Origin of the sequence: Micromonospora sp. SL1-18 (assembly GCF_047921505.1) — a bacterium.
Classification (GTDB): Bacteria; Actinomycetota; Actinomycetes; order Mycobacteriales; family Micromonosporaceae; genus Micromonospora.
On the sequence record NZ_JBLROA010000093.1, the window covers coordinates 1 to 16,292 of the forward strand.

Genomic DNA, 16,292 nt, shown 5'->3' on the forward strand with positions numbered 1-16,292 from the left:
AGCCCGCTGCCGCTGCCACCCCACCCTGCCACCCGGCACCGCCCGCACGATGCGGGTCAACCACGAATACCAGCGCCAAGGTGCCCTGGCCTACCTGGCCGCCTACGACGTCCACCAGGCCCGCGTCGTCGGCCACTACTCGCCCAAGACCGGCATCGTCCCGTTCATGACCCTGGTCGAACAGGTCATGACCCAAGAACCGTATGCCTCCGCGAAACGGGTGTTCTGGGTGGTCGACAACGGCTCCTCCCACCGCGGCCAGACCGCGGTCGACCGCCTCACCAAGCGGTTCCCGAACGCGGTCATGGTCCACACACCGGTCCACGCCTCGTGGGTCAACCAGATCGAAATCTACTTCTCGATCGTCGGGCGCAAAGCCCTCACACCCAACGACTTCACCAGCCTTGACCAGGTCGAAGACCGACTCACCGCCTTCGAGCAGCGCTACAACGCGACCGCCCGGCCGTTCAGATGGAAGTTCACCCCGGCCGACCTCGAGGACCTCATAGCCCGGATCGAGCGACACGAACAGAAAGAGCAGAACCCCCAACAGCCCTCCGGCTGCGACCACCAGCCTGCCGCACCGGCCCCCGCCACATAACCCCCGAAGGACTTACGGAGCGGACCACTTAGCCTGCCGGCACGGTCCTGGCCGCCTCAGCCTGCCGGCGCGGTCCTGGCCGCCTCAGCCTGCCGGCGCGGTCCCGGCCGCCTCAGCCTGCCGGCACGACCTCTGGTACGCGTGCCTGCCTGGTCGGGTCGTCCGCCGAGTCCCGGGGCGGCGGGGCCGGTGCGGCCTCGCCGCCCTGGGGCGGTTCCGCGGTCAGCAGCTCGGCTGGCACCGGCTCGACCTCGACCCGGCAGTCGTGGAACGTCGGCGCGCCACCCAGGTCGGTGTCCCGCACCGCGGTCACCGCGTTGACCGTGGCCCGTCCCGGGCTCAGTCGCGCCCAGTACGCCTTGTAGGTGAACGCCAGCCCCGGGCGGGTCGCGTCGTCCACGGCGACGGCCGCGAGGAATGCGCCTCGGTCGTTGCGGACCCGCACGGCGTCGCCGTCGGCGAGACCGCGGGCCGCCGCGTCGTCGGGGTGCAGGTGCACCCGGGGCGGCCCGGTACGCCGAAGGTGCCAGGGCAGCGAGGCGAAGGTGGAGTTCATCAGGAACCGCCCGGCGGGGGCGACGAGCACCAGCGGAAACCGGCGGGCCAGCTCCGTGTCGGCGGCCTCCGCCGGCGGGGTGTAGCCGGGCACCGGATCCACCCCGTGCCGGGCCAGCGTCGGGTCGTGCAGCCGGGCGCGGCCGTCCGGGGTGGGGAAGCCGCCGTGGGCGTACGGGGCCGTCCCGACCGCCACCCCGGTGGCCCGGGCGTACGTCCGCTCGCACAGCTCCTCGAAGCTGACCGGCGTGCCGTGCAGCAGTTGCCGGGCCAGGTCCTCGTCGCTGTCCCGCAGCCGGGGGTGGTCGATGCCCAGCGCGGCGGCGATCCGGCGGAAGATCTCGGTGTTCGGCAGCGCCTCGCCGGGCGCCCGGGTCACCGGCAGGTTCAGCGTCGTGTAGTGGTGGCCGTAGGAGGTGTGCAGGTCCAGGTGCTCCGGCTGCATGGTGGCCGGCAGCACCACATCGGCGAAGTCGCAGGTGTCGGTCCAGCGTTGCTCCAGCACGACGGTGAACAGGTCGTCGCGGCGCAGGCCGGCGAGCAGCCGGGTCTGGTCGGGTGCGGTGGCGGCCGGGTTGGCGTTGAACACCACCAGGGACGTCACCGGTGGGTCGGTCTCCCCGGTGAGCACGGCGGCGAGTCGGCTCATGTTCACCAGCCGGGCGGGCGGGGCCGGCATGTCCGCCGGCCGGACCACCGGCCGCAGGTCGACCCGGTGGTGCCCGCTGGTCGAGACGAGGGCGCCCCCGCCCGGATATTGGAAGTCCCCGGTGACCAGCGGCAGCGCGCAGATCGCCCGGATCGCCTGGCCGGCGCCGTGGTGCCGTTGCAGGCCCAGCCCGACCCGGACCGCGGTGGGCCGGGTGGTGGCGATCCGCTCGCCGAGGCGGCGCACGACCTCGACCGGCAGGCCGCACTCGGCGGCGGCCCGCTCCACCGGCCACTCGCCGAGCCGGGCCGCCAGCTCCGGCCAGCCGACGGTGTGCGCCGCCAGCCACTGCTCGTCGGCCGCGCCGGCGTCCAGGACGTGCCGCATCAGCCCGAGTGCCAGCGCGGCGTCGGTGCCCGGCAGCGGGGCGACGTGCTCGTCGCTGCGCGCCGCGGTGTCCGTGCGCAGCGGGTCGATGGTGACCAGGTACGCGCCGCGCTCCCGGGCCTGCTGCACGAACGGCCACAGGTGCAGGTTGGTGGCGAGCGGGTTGGCTCCCCAGAGCACGATCAGCTTCGCGTCTACGATCGACTCGGGCTCGAAGCCGACCGAGCCGCCGTAGATTGAGCGTTGCGCGGCCCGCGCGGCGCCGGTGCAGATGGTGGTGTCCAGCCGCGACGCGCCCAGGTGCGCGAAGAGCCGGGGGCCCATGCTCCAGCCCTGCACGAGTCCCATGGTGCCGGCGAAGTAGTAGGGCAGGACCGCCTCCGGGCCGTTCCGGTCGATGCTCGCGCGCAGCCCGGCGGCCACCCGGTCGACCGCCTCGGCCCAGCTCGCCGGCCGGTAGGCGACCTGGCCGACGCCTTTCGGGCCGGTCCGCACATAGGGCGTGGTCAGCCGGCCGGGGCCGTTGACCGCGTCGAGGTAACGGTTGACCTTGCCGCAGAGCGCTCCCCGGGTGAACGGGTGGTCGCGGTCGCCCCGCAGCGCGACGGCCCGGCCGTCCTCGACGGTGAGCTGCCAGACGCAGGTGTCGGGGCAGTCCAGCGGGCAGGCGCCGGGGTGGGTGGTGTGGCCCATGGCCCGGATGCTACCGACCCGCCCATCCGTTGTGGGGCGGCGGCGACGGCGGGGCTCGGGCAGGATGGAGCGCACGCGCGGACCTCGAGAGGAAGCGATGACCATCACCGCCGACGACCGCCTCCGCTCGCGGGCGCCTGTGCGCGTGGCGCGCGTCGGGCGTCCCGACGGACGTCCGGTTACGGAGCCGGTGGTGGCCGCGGCCGGTGACCGCCGTTTGCCGCCGCCGGCCGCGGGTAACCGATGACGGCTTCGGCTCGCGCACTCAGGCGCGGGTTGGAGCCGTCGGAGACCCGGCGGCGGGCGGCGACGACAGGAGGCGGCGTGCGGTTTCCCCGATTCGTCGAGGCGGTTTCCCGCCGCGCCGAGCTGCCCACCGGGCAGGCCGCGACGATCTGCCGCGCGGTGCTGCAGACCCTGGCCGAGCGGGTGACGGCGAGCGAGGTGGACGACCTGGCCGCGCAGTTGCCGGGCGAGATCGGTAGCTACCTGGCCGCCCCGACCGACGGACGCGCGACCGGCGGGACGGTCACCTTTCTGCACGGGGTGGCCGAGCGGGCCGGCGTGGACCTGGCGGTCGCCGAGGTGGGCACCCGGGCGGTGCTGGCCACCCTGCGCGAGGCGGTGACGGTCGGCGAGTTCCAGGACCTGGTGGCGCAGCTGCCGAAGGGGTTCGACGCGATGGTCGATCCGATTCCACGGTACGATGACCGATGATTGCTCCCCGACAAGCGGGTTGAGCTGCCGCTTACCACTGCGTGGGCGGCTCCGCTAGTTCGTCCTGCGGCAGCTCCGCCGGCTCGGCAACCCACGCCGAGTAGACCGGCAGGCCGTGCCACGGGCCGCCCGCGCTGTCGGTGGCCACCGCCACCACCGCGTACGGGTGCCCGAACCGCAGCTCCGCGACGCGGGCGATGCCCTCGGGCGGCAGCCCGGTCGCCACGGCGAACGCGGTCACCGCGGCGGCCTCGAAGCCGTACCGCCCGTAGCGGGCCACCGCGGACTGGACCGCGTCGAACGGCGGCTTCGCCAGCCCGAGCAGCGCGCCGAGCGCCCGCGCGGCGGCGTCGAAGCCGAACCCGGCCGGCGTCAGGTCGTGCTGGCTCTCCGCCGACCAGCACGGCAGCACCGCGCTGACCCGCTCCTCCCGGCGGAACGTGCGGACCGTCTCCTCCCGCAACGTCCACAGTGGCGTATCGCCCAGCGGCAGGTCGTACAGCGAGCGCCGGCCCGGTTCCGTCCCGTCGGGGGCGCCGGCGGCGATCTCCTGGGCGGCGGCGAGCACGTCCGCCGCCGGCACGTCCGGCGCGGCGGCCACCGACACCACCAGCAGGCCGGCCTCCCCGGCGGGGGTGGCCACCGGCCGGGCCGGCGCGGCGTGCACGGCGACGTCACCGGCCCGCCCGGTGGACGAGATCCAGCAGCGGTGCCCGTGCCCAGGGGTACGCAGCACCCGGTCCAGCCGTCCCACCCACGCGCTGCCCGGCCCGAGCTGCTCGGCGGGCGCCACCTGGAACGGCTCGGCCCAGGACACCTTCGTGGCCAGCGCGCCGGCCAGGATCAGCAGGATGTCCGGCGTGACGGTGATCGGGAACCGGTCGATCAGGCCGTAGGTGTGTTCCCGCGCCCACGCGTCCAGCCTCGCCTGGTCGGGCAGCGGGCCGGTCTGCGTCCGCTCCGGCAGGGTCGCGCGCCAACCGGCCAGCTCCGCGAAGGGCGTCCGCTCCCACAGGGCGGTGGCCGCGGCGACCAGCGGGTGCGGCGCGGCCAGCAGCGCATGGGCCGCTGCGGCGGCGCGGTCCGCGCCGGTGCCGAGCGCATCCTCCACCCGCCCGCGGACGTCGCCGGTAGCGGCGGGACCGGTGAGCGCGAGGAGCAGCCAGGCGCCGAGCGGGGAGGCGACGTGGTGCGCGTCCCCGGCGGCGCGGTGGAGGCGTTCGGCGTAGTGGGCGAGAGGTCCGTGGAGAGCATTCACCACTCCACTGTGCCCGTTGTGGGCGGGAACGTCACGCCGGTTGCCGGCGCTTCCGTCACGACCACAGCTCGAACGGCTCGTCGATCTCCTCGCCGGCCAGGAACGCGGGCAGCAGCTCGGGCAGCCGCCCGGGGTAGCAGCGCGGCCGGGTGGTGACGATCTCGGTGACCGGCCACCACCGGAAGGCGAAGTAGTCCTCCACCTCGTAGTCGAGCCGTTCGGCCTCGTCCACGTCGGGTCCCCGCCCGGGCAGCCGTACCGGCACGACCACCTCGTCCTGCAGGTGGCGCAGCTGGCGGTGGATGAAGCTGGCCCGCCGCCGCCAGGTCGGCGCGCCCACGTCGGCTGGGCCGACCACGATGCCGGTCTCCTCGCGCAGCTCCCGCACCGCCGCGTCGAGGTACGTCTCCCCGGGGTCGAGCCCGCCGCCGGGCAGCTCCCACCAGGTGCCGAGCCGGGGGTGGTCCGGGTCGCGGGTGTGGAACAGCAGCACCCGCCCGATGGCGTCGAGCACCACTACCCGGACCGCGCGACGTTCGATCAGCGGCAGGTCGCGGGGCAGCTCCGAGATCATCTTCTCCTCCCGATGGGTCGGTGGTGTCCGGTTCACTCTGCGATGATGGCGGTCATGTCGCAGCTCTTCGGTGAGGTGGCCGGCGATTATCACGAGGCCCGCCCAGACTATTCGCCGGAGATCGTCGAGGCGATCCGCGCGTACCACGGCGGGACGCCCGGAGCCCTGGTCGAGGTCGGCGCCGGGACGGGGCTGGCCACCCAGATGCTGCTCACCCTGGGCGCCCCGATGACCTGCGTCGAGCCGGACCGCCGGATGGCGCGGGTGCTGGCGGCCCGTTTCCCCGAGGTCGAGGTGGTGACCGTCCCGTTCGAGGAGTGGACCCCGCCGCCGGGCGGCGTGCCGGCGCTGGCCTGCGCGCTGGCCTGGCACTGGCTGGACCCGGCCACCCGCAACCGCCGGTCGTACGATGCGCTCACCCCCGGCGGCACCCTGGCCGTCTTCGCGCACCGCTACGCGTACGTCGACCCGGCCCATGCGGCGGCGCTGGAGGCGGCGTTCGAGTCGGCAGACCCGCAGCAGTTCCGCGACCGCTCCGACGACTGGTTCCACGCCGACATCGCCGACAGTGGCCTGTTCGCCGACGTCCGGTCGGTGCCGTTCCGGCGCGCCGTACCGCTGGACACGGCGGCGTACCAGCGCTTGGTCAGCACGTTCTCGCCCCAGCTACGGCGGCCCCCGGAGCTGCGGGAACGGGTGCTCGCCGCGGTCGGCGCGGCGGTCGACGGGTTCGGCGGCACAGTCGTGCTCGACCTGCGCACCACCCTGGTCCTGGCTCGCCGTCCGGCCTGACCCGGGGCGGCGCTCGTCAGTCCGAGCCGGCGTCGACCACCCGGGCCACCTCGACCGGGATTCGCCCCGCATCCGGGTGTCCGCGCCGGGGTGCGCGGGCGATAGGCTGCCGGCCGTGGTTGGTCTGTTGAGGAGTATGGCGTCCCGGCTCGGCCGGATCACCGGGGGCGCGGCGGCTCCCAACCCTGTCGATGGGCGCATCCCTGCCCAGGTCGCCCGGCGCCGCCACGTCGCCGCGCTGCAGCGGCGCGAGCTGTCGTACGCCCCGGAGCTGGACGGGCAGGCCGACCCGGGGGAGATCGTCTGGACCTGGGTCTCGTACGAGGACGACCCCCGCCAGGGCAAGGACCGCCCGGTGCTGGTGGTCGGCCGGCAGAGCCGCACGCTGTTCGGGCTGATGCTCTCGAGCCAGAGCGAGCGGGACGGTCAGCGGCACTGGCTGGCCCTGGGCCCGGGGGAGTGGGACCGGGACAGGCGCCCGAGCTGGGTACGCCTCGACCGGGTGCTCACCATGCGCGAGGACAGCATCCGGCGCGAGGGTGCGGTGCTGGACCGGCCGCGGTTCGACCGGGTGGGCCAGGCGCTGCGCGCCGGCTACGGCTGGCGCTGATCGGCGGCGTATGGACGACCGGCTTGCCGCCCGGGTCGCCGAGGAGTTCGGGCTGGCCCTGGTCACCGCCGTGCCGGTGGGATTCGGCGCGGATCCGACCGCCGTGCTGTGGCGGGCCACCACCCGGGACGGCCACGAGTACGCGGTCAAGCTCAGCGGCGGCGGCACCCCGGCCGGGCTCGTGGTGGCCGCCGAGCTCGCCCGGCGGGGCGTACCGGGCGTGCCGGCACCGCTGGCCACCCGGGACGGGCGGCTCAGCGCCGTCCACGACGGACGCCGGCTCACCGTGGTGCCGTGGGTCTCCGACGAGCGGGCCTCCGCCGGTGGCATGCGCCCCGCCCACTGGCGTCGGTACGGCGCACTCCTCGCCGCCGCGCACGCGGCGCCGCTGACCGATGAGTTGGCCGGGCTGCCCCGCGAGGACCACACCCACGCCGCGATCGGGGCGGCGGTGCGGGAGACCGACCGGCGGCTGCGTGCGGTGGACGACTCCGCCGATCAGTGGACCCGGGAGGTGGCCGCCCATTGGCGGGCGGCCGCCGCCGACACGGCGCGGCTGCTGGACCGGGTCGACCGGCTGGGCGCCGAGCTGCGGGCCCGGCCGGCCGAGCTGGTGGTCTGTCACGGCGACCCGCACCTGGGCAACGTGCTGCTCGGCCTGGACGGGGAGCTGTGGCTGATCGACTGGGACGATGCGGTGCTCGCGCCCCGGGAACGCGACCTGATGTTCGTGCTCGGCGGCGGGTCGGTCTTCGCCTTCGACAGCCAACTGGACGAGGCAGCCTTCCGGGCCGGCTACGGCCCGGTCGAGCCGGACCCGGTCCGGCTCGCGTATCACCTCGGCGCCCGGGCGCTCGACGACCTGTGGAGCTGGTCGGCGGAGGTGGCCGACGCCGGCCGGTCCGAGGCCGATCGGGTCCGGGCCCTGCGGATCGTGGAGGGGCTGCTGTCGCCGTCGGGTCTGGTGAGCCTTGCCCAGGGCGCGCTGCGCGACCTGGGCCGCTGGGCCGGGTGACGGGCCCGGCCGTTCAGCACTCGGCCAGCTGCGGGGCGTCCGCGAGCTGGCGGGGGTGCCGGGCCGCGCCGAGGCTCTTCGCCTGATACATCGCCGCGTCGGCCTGGCAGAGGGCGTCGGCCAGTTGGGTTGGACAGTGCACCGGGGCGAGCCCGACGGAGGCGGTCACCTGCACGGTGCGGGCGCCGAGCGGGATCGGCGCGGCGAGCGCCTCGCACAGCCGGCGGGTGGCCTGCTCGATCCACCGCCGGTCCACGGTGGGGCTGGCCAGCAGCCCGGCGAACTCGTCCCCGCCGAGCCGGGCGACCAGGTTGTCCCCGGCGAACGCGGACAGCCGCTGCGCCACGCTGACCAGCACCTGGTCGCCGGCCGCGTGCCCGTAGCGGTCGTTGACCAGCTTGAAGTCGTCGAGGTCGAGCACGATCGCCACCAACGGCTGGCCGGCGGCGTCGGTCAGCAGCGCCGCGGCCAGCCGATAGAAGGCCCGCCGGTTCGGCAGGCCGGTGAGCGGGTCGTGGCTGGCCGCGTGCCGCTCGGCCGCCAGCTCGGCCTGAAGCAGCTCCATCTCCGCCTCCGCCCGCAGTGCCCGGCGGCGTAACTGCCAGGCGGAGACGAGGGCACCGGCGGCAGAGATACCGGAGGCGATGGTCATCGGATCCGGCACGAGCCCTCCTTCACCCCAGCTGTCGGCCTCGCCGGACGGCATCCGAGCCGACGGGCCAGACCGTGTTCTTCCTGGTCATAACCGGTAGCAGGGTGACCCACAGTAAACGGATGGGTACGCCACATGTGCGCTATCATGCTCGCTGTCCATTGCAGATGCAATAGCAGATGCACGTGCATTTTCAATCCTCAGCCGGCAGAATCCCGTCGCCACCCACCGCTCCTCCCCGCGGCATCGGCGGCTCTTCGCATAGAAAGACGCCCCCATGCAGCAGCCCCAGAACGGCGTACCCATCAGCGACCTGCCGCCGCTGCGATGGCAGAAGAGCCATCGCAGCAACCCGAGCGGCAACTGCGTCGAGCTGGCCGAGTTGCCTGACGGCACCGGCATCGCGCTACGCAACTCCCGGCACCCCGAGGGCCCAGCGCTGATCTACACCGTCGACGAAATCGCCGCGTTCGTGCTCGGCGCCCGCGACGGCGACTTCGACAACCTGATCGCCGGCCGTAAACTCCATCGACCGAACTGACTCGGGCGCCCGGAGGAGTTCACCTCACCGAGGGTCCATGGCATGCTTACACGTCGGCCGGATGAGGTGTCCGGCCAGGACAGTCGGCAGGTGAGGAACGGCCAGGTGACGACGGTGTCCGTCGAGGAAGGTCCGACCAGCGGGCCGACAGTGCTGCGCATGCTGCTCGGGGCGCAGCTGCGCCGGCTTCGCGAGGGTGCCGGAGTGAGCCGGGAGAGCGCCGGCTGGGAGATCCGCTCCTCGGAGTCAAAGATCAGCCGAATGGAGCTGGGCCGGGTCGGCTTCAAGGAACGCGACGTCGCCGACCTGCTCACCCTCTACGGCGTCACCGCCGTCAAGGAGCGGGAGGCGCTACTCAAGCTGGCCCGCGACGCGAACAGCCCCGGCTGGTGGCACCGCTACGGCGATGTGCTGCCCACCTGGTTCCAGTCATACCTGGGGCTGGAGGCCGCCGCGGCGCTGATCCGCACGTACGAGGTCCAGTTTGTCCCCGGCCTGCTCCAGACCCCCGAGTACGCCCGGGCGGTGATCCTGCTCGGCCACCCGGGCGCCCCGACGGCGGAGCTCGATCGCCGGGTGAACCTGCGGATGGAGCGCCAGCGGGTACTGCGCCGCGGCGACCCGCCCCAGCTCTGGGCGGTGCTCGACGAGGCCGCCCTGCGCCGGCCGATCGGCGGCGTCGAGGTGATGCGCGCTCAGTTCGACGCGCTGATCGAGGCGACCGCGCTGCCGCGCGTCCGGCTGCAGATCGTCCCCTTCGACGCCGGCGGCCACGCCGCCGCCAGCGGCGCGTTCAGCATCCTCCGTTTCGGTGACGAGGACCTCCCCGACATCGTCTACATCGAACAGTTGACCAGCGCCATCTATCTCGACAAGCGCGACGACCTCGACTACTACGCGGTGGCCATGGAGCGGCTCTGTGTGGAGGCCGCGCCCCCGGAGCGGACCCGCGAGCTGCTCACCCGGATCCGCGACGAGCTCTACCCGGGCTGACCGGTTCTCAGGCGCCCGGCGGCCGCGGGAGGCCCTCGTTCGCGTACCTATTTCCCATTGACCCCCACCGACCAGCGCGGGTAGCCTCTGGATCGATCCAGTTACTGAATCGATCCAGAGGGAATGCCGGTGAAGCCGACCCTGCAGGACGTCGCGGACGCGGTGGGCGTGTCCCGGAGCACTGTCTCCAATGCCTACGGCCGGCCCGACCAGCTCTCGGTCGCGCTCCGCACCAAGATCCTCGGCGCGGCGCGGCGCCTCGGCTACCCGGGCCCCAACCCGACCGCCCGCTCGCTGCGCCGCGGGGTCGTCGGCGCCATCGGCGTGCTCTTCACCTCCCGGCTGTCGTACGCCTTCACCGATCCGTTCGCGGTGCGCTTCCTCGCCGGGGTCAGCGAGGCGGCCGAGCGCCACGGCGGCAACCTCCTGCTGGTGCCGCTGCCCGCCGAGCGGGCCCAGTTCCGGGTCGCCATCGACAGCGCCGCCGTCGACGGCTTCTGCGTCTACTGCGCCGGCGACGAGGACTGGGCCCTGGCCGCCATCCGCGACCGCGGGCTGCCGTACGTCACCACCGCCCCCCGAGCGGACGCCGGCCCGGCGGACCGCTACGTCGGCATCGACGAGCGGGCGGCCGCACGGTCCGTCGCCGACCACGTCGCCGCGCTCGGTCACCGCCGGGTGGCTCTCCTCGGCGACACCGTGCTGCCCGACGCCCCCTGCGGGCCGCTCCGCCTGGCCGCGCCGAGCGACGCCCGGCACCCGATGACGCGCGGCCGGCTCACCGGATTCGCCGAGGCGTTCGCCGCCGTCGGCGTGGACTGGCCCGCCATCACCGTGCTCAACGCCACCGGCAACAGCCGGGCCGCCGGCGCCGCAGCGGTCACCGCCGCCCTGGCCGTCGACCAGCCACCCACCGCCGTGCTGGCCTGCTCCGACGTGCTCGCCCTCGGGGTGCTCGACGCGCTCGCCGAGGCCGGCCCGCGGCTGGCGTTTCCCGTCTCGGTCACGGGCTTCGACGACATCGCCGAGGCTGCCACCGCCGGGCTCACCACCGTGCGGCAACCAGCCGAGGAGAAGGGTCGGCTGGCCGCCGCACTGCTGCTCGAACCGCCGGCCGAACCGGCCGACGGGCACGTCCTGCTCCCCACCGAACTCGTCGTCCGTACCTCCACTGGTCCCGTCACAAGGAGCTGACCATGGAACACTCCACCGGTTCCGTCCTCGCCGTTGACGCCGTGACCCGTCATGTCAACTCAGCCCGCCCCGATGCGCCGGTCCGCCCCGACCGGCCCGCGCGCCCGCTGCTGGCCCCCGTCCGGCTGGCCGCCGCGGGCGCCCTGCGCCGGCTCGCCGACCTCATGGAACCCCGCCCGGCATCCGCATCCTCCTGCTGCCCCTGATTCGCTGCCGACGGGTCGTCCGGGTGGCAGGCACCGGACGATCCCACCGCAGATTCGCCCCCTTGGGCCGCAATCGGGCACTGGGTTGGTGCGAGGCGTGGATCACCAGGCAGACTGGGATCATTATGTCGCCGTTCACGCCTACGCTGCGGCTGCACGATCGGTACGTCCTGCGCGAGCGCATCGGCCTCGGGGGGATGTCCGAGGTGTGGCGCGCCGACGACGAGGTGCTGCACCGCCCCGTCGCGGTCAAGGCCCTCGCCACGCAGCTCGCCGCCGACCCACAACTGCGCGCCACCATCCAACGCGAGGCCCGCGCCGCGGCCCGGCTCACCCACCCGCACGTCACCCAGGTGTACGACTATGCCGAGGCCACCCTGCCCGACGGCTCCCTGGTGCCGTACCTGGTGATGGAACTGGTGGAGGGGCACACCCTCGCCGACCGGGTGACCGGTGGGCCGCTCGCCTGGCCGGAGGCGGTCCGGCTGGCCGGTCAGGTCGCGGCCGCCCTCGCCGCCGCGCACCGGATCGGCGTGGTGCACCGGGACATCAAACCCGGCAACGTGATGCTCACCGAGACCGGCGCGAAGGTGCTCGACTTCGGCATCGCCACCCTCGCCGGGCCCCGGCACCCCCTCGCCGGCCAAACCGGTGAGCTGCTGGTAGGCACCCCCGCGTACTTCGCCCCGGAACGGATGACGCCCGGCCCGCCGAATCCGGCCAGCGACGTGTACGCCCTCGGCGCGCTGCTCTACCGCACCCTCACCGGACGGGCGCCGCTGCCCGTTCAGACCTGGCAGGACGTGCTCGACGTGCAGGCCCGGCAGGCGCCGGTGCCGCCGCTGCACGTCCCCGGGCTCCCCGCCGACCTCGCCGAACTCATCCTGGCCTGCTTGTCCGTGGACCCGGATCGGCGGCCCACCGCCGCCCAGCTCGCCACCCGGTTCGGCGCCGGCCAGCCGGCCGACCCATCGACCGCGATTCTGCCGATGTTCAACCGGCCCGCGCACCCGCCGACGCTCATCGACCGGTCTGCCGCGCCGGTGCGTCCGGGCCCGCCGGCGGCCCCGCCGCGCCCACCCAGCTGGTCGAACCGGCTCCTCGTCGGGCTGGTCGCGGCCGGGGTGGCGCTCCTGCTCGGACTGGTCGGCACGCTGCTGCTCGACGACGGCTCGGAGTCGCCGCGGGGTGCCGGCTCGGCCACCACCGCCCCCGCCGACGAGCCCGCGCCGGAGTCGTCGGACGCCTCGGAGCCGCCGGCCACCACCGCCCTACCGGTGCCGGTCACCGCGCGCCAGCTCGCCGCCCAGTTCGCCGACCTGATCGCCCAGGCTGAGGCCGTCGGGAAGATCGACCGCAAGACCGCCGAAGGCCTGCGGAAGAGGGCCGCCGAGCTGGAGCGGGGCAAGCCGAAGGACGGCGCCAAGCGCCTCGCCGACCTGCGCGAACGGGTCGCCGATGCCGCCGACGAAGGGAAGATCGACGACGGCACCGCCGCCAACCTGCAGGGCCTGCTCGACGTCTACGAGCAACTGCGCGGCGACGGCTCCGACGAGGGCTGACCCAGGACCGATCCGAAAGGACCCCTCCCTCCTGGGAGGGGTCCTTTCGTATTCGCCCCCTGCCAGCACGGGCGCTGGGAGAAATTCCTGGAATGAGGATGAGACTCGGCATTGCGGTGGTCCTGGTGCTGCTGGCGGGGGCGTGTACCGAGCCGGCACGGGTGGTTCCGCGTCACTCCGCCGCCCCGCGCGCCACGTCCCCGGCTCCGGGCCCGAAGAACCAGCTCACCGTGGTGGCCGCCGGGGATCTGCTGGTGCATCCGCCGCTCACCGAGCAGGCCGCCGCCGACGCGCAGGCGGCGGGTCGCGGCGGCCACGACTTCAGTCAGGTACTCGCCGCGATCCGTCCCCGGGTGAGCGCCGCCGACCTCGCCATCTGCCACATGGAGACACCGCTGGCGGACCCGCAGGGTCCGTTCACCGGATGGCCCGCGTTCAGCGTGCCCCCAGAGTTGGCCGACGCGGCGGCCTGGGCCGGCTTCGACACCTGCTCCACGGCATCCAACCACTCGCTGGACACGGGCCTGGAGGGCATCACCCGGACCCTGGACAACCTGGACCGGGTCGGGCTGCGGCATGCCGGCACGGCCCGCAGCGCGGAGGAGGCGGCCCGGACGAACATCCTCGACGTGGCGGGTGTGAAGGTCGCCCAGTTGTCGTACTCGCTGAGCTTCAACGACATCCCGCTGCCCGAGGGCAAGCCGTGGGCGGCGAACCTCATCGACCCGGAAGCCATCCTCGCGGCGGCACACCGGGCGCGAGCGGCGGGCGCGGAGATCGTGATTCTCTCCATGCACTGGGGGACCGAGTACCAGAACGCGCCGAACGACGACCAGCTGGACCTGGCCCGACAGTTGCTCGCCTCGCCCGACATCGACCTGATCATCGGGTGCCACGTTCACGTCGTACAGCCGTTCGAGAAGATCGGCCGGAAGTGGGTCGCCTACGGTATGGGCAACCTCACCGCCCGGTTCGACGACGGTTCCCCGGAGAACACGCAGGACGCCGTGGTGCCCGAGTTCACCTTCACCCGTACCGCCTCCGGCGGCTGGGAGGTCACCAGCGTGAGTGTGCTGCCGACCTGGATGGAGTACCACCCGGCGGCTCGCGTGGTCGACCTGGTCGGCGCGGCCAAGGATTCGGCGCTGCCCGCCGACCAGCGGGCGCACTACGCCGAGATCGAGAAGCGGATCAACGGGTACGTGGACATGCTCGGCGCCCTCGAGGCAGGGCTGCGCCCGATCTCCTGACGGCCCCGAGGGCGGCTCGGTGACCGTGACGGAGCGCCCTCCGCCACGGTCACCGACCTGGCCGAACGGTCAGTCAGGACCCGCCCGTCCGCCCGCTGTGGTCGCTCAGACCAGGCCGTGTGCGAGCATCGCCTCGGCCACCCGCCGGAAGCCGTTGATGTTCGCGCCGGCCACATAGTCGCCGGGCAGGCCGTACTCCTCAGCGGTCGCCCAGCAACGGGCGTGGATGTCCCGCATCGTCTCCCGCAGCCGCTGCTCCGACCGGACAAAGGTCCACGAGTCCCGGCTGGCGTTCTGCTGCATCTCCATCCCGCTCACCGCCACGCCGCCGGCGTTCGCCGCCTTGCCCGGGGCGAACCTCACCCCGGCCCCGGCCAGGATCCGGACCGCCTCCGGAGTGGTGGGCATGTTCGCCCCCTCGACCACCGCGACACAGCCGCCGGCCACGAGATCCGCGGCCTCCGCGCCGCCGATCTCGTTCTGCGTCGCGCAGGGCAACGCCAGATCGCAGGGCACCTCCCAGACGGAACGACCGGAGACCGCCACCGCACGCGGCACGTGCTTGGCGTAGTTGTCGAGCCGGACCCGGCGCTCCTCCTTCAGCTCGCGCAGCAGCTCCAGGTCGATGCCCTCCTCGTCCACCACGTAGCCGTCCGAGTCGGAGCAGGCCACCACCCTGCCGCCGAGCTGGTGCACCTTCTCGATGGCGTAGATCGCCACGTTGCCCGAGCCGGAGACCACCACCCGCTTGCCCTCCAGGCTGTCCCCGGCCTGCGCCAGCATCTCCTCGGCGAAGAAGACCGCGCCGTACCCGGTGGCCTCGCGGCGCACCTGCGCGCCCCCGTACGTCAGGCCCTTGCCGGTGAGCACTCCCGACTCGTACCGGTTGGTGATCCGCTTGTACTGGCCGAACAGGTAGCCGATCTCCCGGCCGCCTACCCCGATGTCGCCAGCCGGCACGTCGGTCTCCGCGCCGATGTGCCGGTACAGCTCGGTCATGAAGCTCTGGCAGAAGCGCATCACCTCCCGGTCCGAGCGGCCCTTCGGGTCGAAGTCCGCACCGCCCTTGCCGCCGCCGATGGGCATGCCGGTCAGCGCGTTTTTGAAGATCTGCTCGAAGCCGAGAAACTTCACGATGCCCAGGTACACGGACGGGTGAAAGCGCAGGCCACCCTTGAACGGGCCCAGCGCGCTGTTGAACTCCACCCGGAAGCCGCGGTTCACCCGGATCCGGCCGCGGTCGTCCTCCCACGGCACCCGGAAGATGATCTGCCGCTCCGGCTCGCAGATCCGCTCGATGATCTGGGCGTTCGCGTACTCAGGGTGACGGGCCAGGGCCGGACCGATACTCTCCAGCACCTCCCGTACCGCCTGGTGGAACTCGGGCTCACCAGGGTTGCGCCTGACCACGTTCGCGAACATTTTCTCGACGGTTTCCGGCATTACCGACACGTCCTTTCCGGTCACCGGGGCAGCCCGGTCGTCCTCACCGCATCGGTCCGCGCTGACCGTCAGCGGATACCATAATCACCCACGTCCGGTTGACTGGTCAGATGAGCGAGATCTGGGACGCGGTCCGAGCCTCCCGCGGCTGGTTGGACGCCGCCAACGGCACCGGGGACACCGAATTGACCTGCCGCATTCTCAAGCTGACCGAGGAGGCCGGGGAGGCGGCCGCCGCCTGGATCGGGACGCTCGGGCAGAACCCACGCAAGGGCGTGACCCACACCCGCGAGGACGTCGCGGCGGAGCTGGCGGATGTGGTGTTCACCGCACTCGTCGCGATCGAGAGCCTGGGACTGGACGCGCGGTCCGCGGTGTCCGCATGCGCGGCCAAGGTGCAGTCCCGGCTGATCTGACCGGCCTGCGTGTTTCTTGCGGTTTCGGGGGTGGGCCGGGTCCGCGTTTGGTTGCTCTGCGGGGTGTGGCCCACCGGTCCGCGTTAGGTTGCGGTCCGCGCGTGTGGCCCGGCCCGAAAGTGTGGTCTTTGCGTGTCGGGTGGGTGGTGATCGACTCGGTGTGCGGGATGTCGTGGTGTCGGTG

At 73.4% G+C, this 16,292-nt stretch carries 17 protein-coding genes; 12 read left to right on the plus strand and 5 right to left on the minus strand.

The window, feature by feature from the left end; all coding sequences use genetic code 11:
* A partial coding sequence (locus ACNAW0_RS27730; protein WP_416290970.1) for a transposase occupies window positions 1-601 on the plus strand: 601 nt, incomplete at its 5' end.
* Between the two features lie 112 nt (window positions 602-713).
* On the opposite strand, the gene ACNAW0_RS27735 is transcribed toward ACNAW0_RS27730, so the two are convergent.
* Window positions 714-2,885 carry a molybdopterin-containing oxidoreductase family protein gene (locus tag ACNAW0_RS27735; protein ID WP_416290971.1) on the minus strand — a complete coding sequence of 724 codons (2,172 nt, stop codon included), beginning with the start codon at window positions 2,883-2,885 and terminating at the stop codon, window positions 714-716.
* A 324-nt stretch (window positions 2,886-3,209) separates the two neighbouring features.
* Between ACNAW0_RS27735 and ACNAW0_RS27740 the strand changes: the two genes are divergently transcribed.
* Window positions 3,210-3,602 carry a DUF2267 domain-containing protein gene (locus ACNAW0_RS27740; RefSeq protein WP_416290972.1) on the plus strand — a complete coding sequence of 131 codons (393 nt, stop codon included), beginning with the start codon at window positions 3,210-3,212 and terminating at the stop codon, window positions 3,600-3,602.
* A 31-nt stretch (window positions 3,603-3,633) separates the two neighbouring features.
* Here ACNAW0_RS27740 and ACNAW0_RS27745 read toward each other — a convergent pair whose 3' ends face one another.
* Window positions 3,634-4,860: a hypothetical protein gene (locus ACNAW0_RS27745; RefSeq protein ID WP_416290973.1), complete on the minus strand. Its 1,227-nt coding sequence runs from the start codon at window positions 4,858-4,860 to the stop codon at window positions 3,634-3,636.
* 55 nt (window positions 4,861-4,915) lie between these two features.
* Window positions 4,916-5,470: an NUDIX hydrolase gene (locus ACNAW0_RS27750; RefSeq protein ID WP_416290974.1), complete on the minus strand. Its 555-nt coding sequence runs from the start codon at window positions 5,468-5,470 to the stop codon at window positions 4,916-4,918.
* A gap of 18 nt (window positions 5,471-5,488) precedes the next feature.
* Between ACNAW0_RS27750 and ACNAW0_RS27755 the strand changes: the two genes are divergently transcribed.
* From ACNAW0_RS27755 to ACNAW0_RS27765, 3 genes are all read left to right on the plus strand, one after another.
* Window positions 5,489-6,226 carry a class I SAM-dependent methyltransferase gene (locus ACNAW0_RS27755; RefSeq protein ID WP_416290975.1) on the plus strand — a complete coding sequence of 246 codons (738 nt, stop codon included), beginning with the start codon at window positions 5,489-5,491 and terminating at the stop codon, window positions 6,224-6,226.
* A 115-nt stretch (window positions 6,227-6,341) separates the two neighbouring features.
* Window positions 6,342-6,836 carry a type II toxin-antitoxin system PemK/MazF family toxin gene (locus ACNAW0_RS27760; protein ID WP_416290976.1) on the plus strand — a complete coding sequence of 165 codons (495 nt, stop codon included), beginning with the start codon at window positions 6,342-6,344 and terminating at the stop codon, window positions 6,834-6,836.
* Between the two features lie 10 nt (window positions 6,837-6,846).
* Window positions 6,847-7,851: a phosphotransferase enzyme family protein gene (locus tag ACNAW0_RS27765; protein WP_416290977.1), complete on the plus strand. Its 1,005-nt coding sequence runs from the start codon at window positions 6,847-6,849 to the stop codon at window positions 7,849-7,851.
* Between the two features lie 13 nt (window positions 7,852-7,864).
* On the opposite strand, the gene ACNAW0_RS27770 is transcribed toward ACNAW0_RS27765, so the two are convergent.
* On the minus strand, window positions 7,865-8,515 hold the full coding sequence (locus ACNAW0_RS27770) for a GGDEF domain-containing protein (RefSeq protein WP_416290978.1): 651 nt from the start codon (window positions 8,513-8,515) through the stop codon (window positions 7,865-7,867).
* Window positions 8,516-8,780: 265 nt separating this feature from the next.
* On the opposite strand from ACNAW0_RS27770, the gene ACNAW0_RS27775 reads away from it, so the two are divergent.
* The 6 genes from ACNAW0_RS27775 to ACNAW0_RS27800 all read left to right on the plus strand — a co-directional run bounded on the left by ACNAW0_RS27775 (window position 8,781) and on the right by ACNAW0_RS27800 (window position 14,249).
* On the plus strand, window positions 8,781-9,044 hold the full coding sequence (locus ACNAW0_RS27775) for a DUF397 domain-containing protein (protein WP_416290979.1): 264 nt from the start codon (window positions 8,781-8,783) through the stop codon (window positions 9,042-9,044).
* 159 nt (window positions 9,045-9,203) lie between these two features.
* Entirely contained in the window at window positions 9,204-10,037 is an 834-nt protein-coding gene (locus tag ACNAW0_RS27780) for a helix-turn-helix domain-containing protein (protein ID WP_416290986.1), read from the plus strand.
* A 123-nt stretch (window positions 10,038-10,160) separates the two neighbouring features.
* Entirely contained in the window at window positions 10,161-11,231 is a 1,071-nt protein-coding gene (locus tag ACNAW0_RS27785; RefSeq protein WP_416290980.1) for a LacI family DNA-binding transcriptional regulator, read from the plus strand.
* Between the two features lie 2 nt (window positions 11,232-11,233).
* Window positions 11,234-11,437: a hypothetical protein gene (locus ACNAW0_RS27790; RefSeq protein ID WP_416290981.1), complete on the plus strand. Its 204-nt coding sequence runs from the start codon at window positions 11,234-11,236 to the stop codon at window positions 11,435-11,437.
* Window positions 11,438-11,562: 125 nt separating this feature from the next.
* The gene (locus ACNAW0_RS27795; RefSeq protein ID WP_416290982.1) at window positions 11,563-12,999 is read left to right on the plus strand and encodes a serine/threonine-protein kinase; all 1,437 of its coding nucleotides are present in this window, start codon (window positions 11,563-11,565) and stop codon (window positions 12,997-12,999) included.
* A gap of 98 nt (window positions 13,000-13,097) precedes the next feature.
* Window positions 13,098-14,249: a CapA family protein gene (locus tag ACNAW0_RS27800; RefSeq protein WP_416290983.1), complete on the plus strand. Its 1,152-nt coding sequence runs from the start codon at window positions 13,098-13,100 to the stop codon at window positions 14,247-14,249.
* A gap of 105 nt (window positions 14,250-14,354) precedes the next feature.
* Here the strand turns inward: ACNAW0_RS27800 and gdhA are convergent, their stop codons facing one another.
* Window positions 14,355-15,692 carry an NADP-specific glutamate dehydrogenase gene (gene gdhA, locus ACNAW0_RS27805; protein ID WP_416290984.1) on the minus strand — a complete coding sequence of 446 codons (1,338 nt, stop codon included), beginning with the start codon at window positions 15,690-15,692 and terminating at the stop codon, window positions 14,355-14,357.
* Between the two features lie 110 nt (window positions 15,693-15,802).
* On the opposite strand from gdhA, the gene ACNAW0_RS27810 reads away from it, so the two are divergent.
* Window positions 15,803-16,108, plus strand: a complete 306-nt coding sequence (locus ACNAW0_RS27810; RefSeq protein ID WP_416290985.1) for a hypothetical protein — start codon at window positions 15,803-15,805, stop codon at window positions 16,106-16,108.
* The last annotated feature ends 184 nt before the right edge of the window (window positions 16,109-16,292 follow it).

Excerpts from the sequence above, each read along its gene's own strand:
- ACNAW0_RS27775 (WP_416290979.1), top strand. The coding sequence starts at position 8,781 with ATGCAGCAGCCCCAGAACGGCGTACCCATCAGCGACCTGCCGCCGCTG.
- ACNAW0_RS27755 (WP_416290975.1), top strand. The coding sequence starts at position 5,489 with ATGTCGCAGCTCTTCGGTGAGGTGGCCGGCGATTATCACGAGGCCCGC.
- ACNAW0_RS27795 (WP_416290982.1), top strand. The coding sequence starts at position 11,563 with ATGTCGCCGTTCACGCCTACGCTGCGGCTGCACGATCGGTACGTCCTG.
- ACNAW0_RS27780 (WP_416290986.1), top strand. The coding sequence starts at position 9,204 with ATGCTGCTCGGGGCGCAGCTGCGCCGGCTTCGCGAGGGTGCCGGAGTG.
- ACNAW0_RS27765 (WP_416290977.1), top strand. The coding sequence starts at position 6,847 with ATGGACGACCGGCTTGCCGCCCGGGTCGCCGAGGAGTTCGGGCTGGCC.
- ACNAW0_RS27810 (WP_416290985.1), top strand. The coding sequence starts at position 15,803 with ATGAGCGAGATCTGGGACGCGGTCCGAGCCTCCCGCGGCTGGTTGGAC.
- gdhA (WP_416290984.1), bottom strand. The coding sequence starts at position 15,692 with ATGCCGGAAACCGTCGAGAAAATGTTCGCGAACGTGGTCAGGCGCAAC.
- ACNAW0_RS27785 (WP_416290980.1), top strand. The coding sequence starts at position 10,161 with ATGCCGGTGAAGCCGACCCTGCAGGACGTCGCGGACGCGGTGGGCGTG.
- ACNAW0_RS27790 (WP_416290981.1), top strand. The coding sequence starts at position 11,234 with ATGGAACACTCCACCGGTTCCGTCCTCGCCGTTGACGCCGTGACCCGT.
- ACNAW0_RS27735 (WP_416290971.1), bottom strand. The coding sequence starts at position 2,885 with ATGGGCCACACCACCCACCCCGGCGCCTGCCCGCTGGACTGCCCCGAC.
- ACNAW0_RS27800 (WP_416290983.1), top strand. The coding sequence starts at position 13,098 with ATGAGACTCGGCATTGCGGTGGTCCTGGTGCTGCTGGCGGGGGCGTGT.